The sequence below is a fragment of the Streptomyces calidiresistens genome (genome assembly GCF_014141525.1).
GTDB classification, from domain to species: Bacteria; Actinomycetota; Actinomycetes; order Streptomycetales; family Streptomycetaceae; genus Streptomyces; species Streptomyces calidiresistens.
In genome coordinates, this window is sequence record NZ_VKHS01000328.1 from 1 (window position 1) to 5,784 (window position 5,784).

Below are 5,784 nucleotides of genomic sequence, written 5' to 3' on the forward strand. Positions count from 1 at the left end.
CCTCCCCGGTGGCACCACCACCCCCCGGCCCGGCTTCCCCGGGCCCGGGCGGCGGGAACCCCGCGCCGACCGCCGCGACGACGCCCACTGCCGTGCGGTCGGCCCCACCGGTGGCGATCGAGGACGACGTACCGGCCGATGACGACCCCGACCTCGACGAGAAGGCCCTTTCCGGCCCCGAGCTGATCATCGAGGGGCTGGGGGCGACGATCATCGAGCAGATCGACCACGAATGAGCCATGTCCCCGGTTACCCCGTCCCTCCCCGGGGTGCCGAGGGCCCGAACCCCGTAGGCTCAAGGGGTACGTACGACGCCGAGCCAGGAGGTTCAGCCGTGTTTCCCGGTGGTGGAGCCGACATGCAGCAGTTGCTGCAGCAGGCCCAGAAGATGCAGCAGGACCTCGCCCGCGCCCAGGAGGAGCTCGCCGAGACCATCGTCGAGGGCTCCGCGGGAGGTGGCCTGGTCAAGGCGAGCGTCACCGGGGCCGGTGAGCTGACCGGTCTGGTCATCGCCCCGGCCGCGGTCGATCCCGAGGACACCGAGACCCTCGCCGACCTGGTGCTCGCGGCCGTACGGGACGCCAACGAGAGCGCCCGGGAGCTCGCCCAGCGCAAGCTCGGCCCGCTGGCCGAGGGGTTGGGCGGCGGGGGCGGGCTGCCGGGCCTGCCGTTCTGAGCGACGCGCCGGGCCGGCTGCCGGCCCGCGTTCCGCTCCCCAACTAGCCTCACGTTCAACGACATCAGGAAGGCATGCGGTGTACGAAGGCGTGGTTCAGGACCTCATCGACGAACTGGGCAGACTGCCCGGCGTCGGTCCGAAGAGCGCCCAGCGGATCGCCTTCCACATCCTGCAGGCCGATCCCGCCGACGTGCGCCGACTCGCCCGGGCGCTGTCCGAGGTCAAGGAGAAGGTGCGCTTCTGCGCGGTCTGCGGGAACGTCGCCGAGGACGAGCAGTGCAGGGTCTGCCGCGACCCGCGCCGCGACCCCTCGGTGATCTGCGTTGTCGAGGAGCCCAAGGACGTGGTGGCGATCGAGCGCACCCGGGAGTTCCGGGGCCGCTACCACGTCCTGGGCGGGGCGATCAGCCCCATCGACGGTGTGGGACCCGACGACCTGCGAATCCGTGAACTCCTCGCCCGTCTCGCGGACGGGTCGGTGACCGAACTCATCCTGGCCACCGACCCCAACCTCGAGGGGGAGGCCACCGCCACCTACCTGGCGCGGATGGTCGGATCCATGGGACTTCGCGTCACCCGGCTGGCCAGTGGGCTGCCCGTCGGGGGAGACTTGGAATATGCCGACGAAGTCACGCTGGGGCGTGCCTTCGAGGGGAGGCGATTGCTCGATGTCTGACGGGACGATGACCAGGACCGCCGACGCCACCGAACCCGGGAGGGATACCTCGCCGGTGGTCCCCGCCGGACCCGCCGCCACGGACGGCCCCGATACCTTCGCGGTGCAGATCGCCGACCAGGTCGAGAGTTTCACCGTGGCCGTCTCCGAGATCGCCAAGGGCGACGACCCGGACAGTGCCGTTCCCCACCTGCTGCTGCAGATCTCGCAGCTGCTCCTCGCCGGCGGGCGGCTGGGAGCCCACGAGGACATCGTTCCCGAGGAGCGCTACGAGCCGGACACCGGCCCCGAACCCGACATGGACGAGCTGCGCGAGCGTCTCGCCGAACTCCTCGCCCCGGTCGACGTCTACTCCGAGGTCTTCGACCCGTACGTGCCGCGCAGCTCCCCCGTGCCCTGCCGCATCTCCGACGACTTCGCCGACATCGTCACCGACCTGCGCCACGGCATGGCCCACTACCGCGAGGGGCGCGTGGGCGAGGCCCTGTGGTGGTGGCAGTTCTCCTACCTCTCCAACTGGGGCCCCACCGCCGGCGCGGCCCTGCGCGCCCTGCAGTCCCTGGTCGCGCACGTCCGGCTGGACACCCCCCTCGCCGACCTCGACGGGCTCGACATCGACAGCGATGTCGAGGACGGCGACCTGGAGCGCCAGGCCGGTCGCGTGATGGCCGCCGAGATCGCCGTTCCCCTGGGCCTCAAGCCGCCCACGGCCTAAGGGTCGACACTCCGGGTGGCCCTCCGGTTGTCCTCCGCGATACCGCGTGTCGCGGACGGCACACGGACCCATGGCCGCGGGGACCGACATGGGCGACGGGGCGGATCTCCGGGTCGGCCACGGGGTGTTGGACCGGTCGGCGGAGGAACCGTGAAGGCCGCACGGTGAGTTCGCCCGCACGGGCGATTGGCGTGACGGCCTCGACGGCATCCTCGGACACCGGGACGTGGCCGGAGCCCTGACGGCCTTCGTGGACGACCGGGTGGTGCGGCGCGGACGCCTGCCGAACCGCATCGAGAACCTCGGGGCGGCGGTGGAGCACTGCCGCCCACCGTCGCCGAGACCGACGGTGGGCGGACCCGCGAACCGAGCGGCGCCTGCTGCACGTGCCCGGGGCGGGGGTCCCGCTTCCGGTGTTCGTCATGGCGTCACCGGCCGAGGGCGATCGCGAGGCGGCGCTGCGGTCCGCCGGCCTCGCGGACGCCCCGAACGCGGTGCGTCCGCCGGTGGCGGAGGAGTGCCGCGCCCGTCCCCCGGGGTCCGGCCTGCGGGTGACCCGGGTCGTCCGTGACGAGGACGGCGATCCGTACGTCCGGGTGCGGCGCGCCCGGCGGGACGAGGAGGACGGGCGGGACGTCCTGCCGGCGACGATCACCGAGGACGTGGCCCTGCTCGTCGCCCGTCGGGGCGGCCGACGACATCGGGGTACCGGCGGACGGGATCCGGGTTGTCGGCGGGGGCGAGGAGTTCCCGGGGGCGTGAGCCCTTCACCGGCGGGCACTCGAGGGGATGCGACGGCACGTGCCATCCCCCGGGCGGAGCCCTTCGAGGGCGCCTTTTCACCGCATCGGCTCACGCCGCCCCGCGGGCCCGGAGTGCCCTCCCGACGCCACCCGGAGGGCCTCCCCGGCGGCGGGTGGGACGGTTCCCCTCCCTCCCGCGCGGGGGCCGGCGGGACCGGTGCAGCCCCCGGCGGTGTCGTCACCCGCAGTCGCCGACAGGCGGCACAGAGCGGTGAAACCGCCGGTCGCAGCGGTGCGGACTGTGACCTCCCGCACGTTTCGGCGGCGTTTCGTGTGTCCGCTCGACAAAGGGGCATGGCTTGTTGGCGAGCGGGCCCGGGAACGGCCCGGACGGTCGGCCGGGCGACGTCTCATCATGCGGCGCCCCGGTGGCGGCCGTGTCCCGCTCGGTAAAATCGAGCCACCGCGGTGCCCGCCCGGCGCCGTGGAACACGACCCCCTGAGGAGCGAGCACACGTGGGCCTTGTCGTGCAGAAGTACGGCGGCTCCTCCGTTGCCGATGCCGAGGGCATCAAGCGCGTCGCCAAGAGAATCGTCGAAGCCAAGAAGAACGGCCACCAGGTGGTCGTCGTGGTCTCGGCGATGGGTGACACGACGGACGAGCTGATCGATCTCGCCAACGAGGTGACCCCGGTCGCCACCGGTCGCGAATTCGACATGCTGCTGACCGCCGGAGAGCGGATCTCCATGGCCCTGTTGGCGATGGCGATCAAAACGCTGGGGCACGAGGCGCAGTCCTTCACCGGCAGCCAGGCCGGTGTGATCACCGACTCCGTCCACAACAAGGCCCGGATCATCGACGTGACCCCGGGCCGGATCCGCGCCGCCGTCGAGGCGGGGAACATCGCGATCGTCGCCGGCTTCCAGGGGGTCTCCCAGGACAGCAAGGACATCACCACCCTGGGGCGCGGTGGCTCCGACACCACCGCCGTGGCGCTGGCCGCCGCCCTGGAGGCCGAGGTCTGCGAGATCTACACCGACGTGGACGGCGTGTTCACCGCCGATCCCCGGGTGGTCAAGAAGGCCCGCAAGATCGACTGGATCTCCTCCGGCGAGATGCTGGAGCTGGCCAGCTCCGGGTCCAAGGTGCTGCTGCACCGCTGTGTCGAGTACGCCCGCCGCTACAACATCCCGATCCACGTCCGGTCGTCCTTCTCCGGCCTCACCGGTACCTGGGTCAGCAACGAACCGCGAGGAGACGAGCCGATGGAGCAGGCGCTCATCTCGGGTGTCGCCCACGACACCTCCGAGGCCAAGGTCACGATCGTCGGGGTCCCCGACAAGCCGGGTGAGGCCGCCAAGATCTTCCGCTCGGTCGCCGACGCCGAGATCAACATCGACATGGTGGTGCAGAACGTCTCGGCCGCCTCCACCGGGCTGACCGACATCTCCTTCACCCTTCCGGAGACCGACGGCAAGCGGGCCATCGAGGCGCTGAACCGGCAGCAGGCCGACATCGGTTTCGCCTCGCTGCGCTACGACGACCGGATCGCCAAGATCTCGCTGGTCGGCGCCGGTATGAAGACCAACCCGGGCGTCACCGCCACCTTCTTCGAGGCGCTGTCCAACGCCGGCGTGAACATCGAGCTGATCTCCACCTCGGAGATCCGGATCTCGGTGGTGACCCGCCAGGACGACGTGAACGAGGCCGTGCGCGCCGTGCACACCGCCTTCGGGTTGGACTCCGACAGCGAGGAGGCCGTGGTCTACGGCGGCACCGGCCGCTGAGACGCCGCCCCGCGGCCCCTCCCGGGCTCGCCGCCCCGGGCCCCGTTCGCCCCGTTCGATGTCCTTCCGGCCCCTTCCGGGGCCGCCACCCGGGCCGATCACCGATCCGGGTCAACCGGCCGGCAGTCCGTGATCAAGTTGTATGGCACCACGGGTTGATCCGGGTCGGCCCCACGGGAGACGATGACTGCTCCCCGTGTCGCCATGGGAACCGATCGCGACGCGGGGAGCGTCCCGTCGTGTCCCGGGAGCGCTTCGACGCGCTTCGGCACGAGTCGACGTACCGACGCGGGGATGTCGGGACGCCCACGGGCAGGAAGGAAAGAGGCGGTACGGATGGTGGCCACCCGTGGCCCACGGAAAAACGCGCCCCCACCGTACAACCCACACGGGGGAGAGCGTGTCCAACAGTCGTGGCAGAGGTCCTCGAATTCGTCGCCCCCATCCGCCCGACGCGCCCTCCCGGTCTGCCCGGTCCGCGCGCCGGGGGGCTCCCCGTGATCGCGCCCGTGCCGGCGCGGGGCGTGACCGCGCGTCCGTCGCGCTCCGACGCCCCGCCGGAGCAGCGGACCGCAGACGCGGGCGCGACGATGGCTGAGGGCACCACCGTCGACCACCTCACCGAGACGTACCAGGCGCACTACCGCTCACTGCTCGGCCTCGCCGCGCTGCTGCTGGACGACACGGCCTCCTGTGAGGATGTGGTGCAGGAGGCGTTCATCCGGGTGCACTCGGCGCGTCGCCGGGTCCGGGACCCGGAGAAGACCCTCGCCTACCTCCGGCAGACGGTCGTCAACCTGTCCCGGTCCGCGCTGCGCCGCCGCATTCTGGGACTGAAGCTGCTCTCCAAGCCGATGCCGGACATGGCCAGCGCGGAGGAGGGCGCGTACGAGCAACTGGAGCGTGCGGAACTGGTGAAGGCCATGCGCGGCCTCCAGCGCCGGCAGAGAGAGGTGCTCGTGCTGCGCTATTTTGCGGACATGTCCGAAGCGGAGGTGGCCCGGACCCTGGGCATATCGGCGGGGTCGGTCAAGGCGTACGGATCCCGGGGCATCGCGGCCCTGCGCGTCGCCATGGAGGCGGCCAGGTGAGCGCCCGCGACCACGGAACCGGGGATGTCCCGGCGGAGCGTCCGCCGGGTCGCCCCGCCGACGCCGCGCCCCCCACCGGGAAGGCCGCGGAC

Annotated in this window: 6 protein-coding genes and 1 pseudogene; 6 read left to right on the forward strand and 1 reads right to left on the reverse strand. The window is 71.9% G+C overall.

All coding sequences use genetic code 11. The features are described from left to right. The 4 genes and pseudogenes from FOE67_RS29335 to FOE67_RS14570 all read left to right on the forward strand — a co-directional run. Window positions 1-236, forward strand: a pseudogene (locus tag FOE67_RS29335) (DNA polymerase III subunit gamma/tau); the annotation flags it as partial. A 98-nt stretch (window positions 237-334) separates the two neighbouring features. Then, the gene (locus tag FOE67_RS14560; RefSeq protein WP_143620573.1) at window positions 335-676 is read left to right on the forward strand and encodes a YbaB/EbfC family nucleoid-associated protein; all 342 of its coding nucleotides are present in this window, start codon (window positions 335-337) and stop codon (window positions 674-676) included. Between the two features lie 79 nt (window positions 677-755). Further along, on the forward strand, window positions 756-1,355 hold the full coding sequence (gene recR, locus FOE67_RS14565) for a recombination mediator RecR (RefSeq protein WP_143620575.1): 600 nt from the start codon (window positions 756-758) through the stop codon (window positions 1,353-1,355). Continuing rightward, on the forward strand, window positions 1,348-2,070 hold the full coding sequence (locus FOE67_RS14570; protein ID WP_228473892.1) for a DUF5063 domain-containing protein: 723 nt from the start codon (window positions 1,348-1,350) through the stop codon (window positions 2,068-2,070). The genes recR and FOE67_RS14570 overlap by 8 nt, the downstream gene beginning before the upstream one ends. A 428-nt stretch (window positions 2,071-2,498) precedes the next feature. Here FOE67_RS14570 and FOE67_RS14575 read toward each other — a convergent pair whose 3' ends face one another. Beyond that, window positions 2,499-2,771, reverse strand: a complete 273-nt coding sequence (locus FOE67_RS14575) for a hypothetical protein (RefSeq protein WP_182664345.1) — start codon at window positions 2,769-2,771, stop codon at window positions 2,499-2,501. 558 nt (window positions 2,772-3,329) lie between these two features. On the opposite strand from FOE67_RS14575, the gene FOE67_RS14580 reads away from it, so the two are divergent. Next, a complete protein-coding gene (locus FOE67_RS14580; protein WP_182664347.1) occupies window positions 3,330-4,601 on the forward strand; it encodes an aspartate kinase in 1,272 nt (423 codons plus the stop codon). 413 nt (window positions 4,602-5,014) lie between these two features. After that, a complete protein-coding gene (locus FOE67_RS14585) occupies window positions 5,015-5,692 on the forward strand; it encodes a SigE family RNA polymerase sigma factor (protein ID WP_438874220.1) in 678 nt (225 codons plus the stop codon). Window positions 5,693-5,784 lie beyond the last annotated feature (92 nt).

Coding starts and splice junctions, on each gene's coding strand:
- FOE67_RS14570 (WP_228473892.1), top strand. CDS start 1,348: ATGTCTGACGGGACGATGACCAGGACCGCCGACGCCACCGAACCCGGG.
- FOE67_RS14575 (WP_182664345.1), bottom strand. CDS start 2,771: ATGTCGTCGGCCGCCCCGACGGGCGACGAGCAGGGCCACGTCCTCGGT.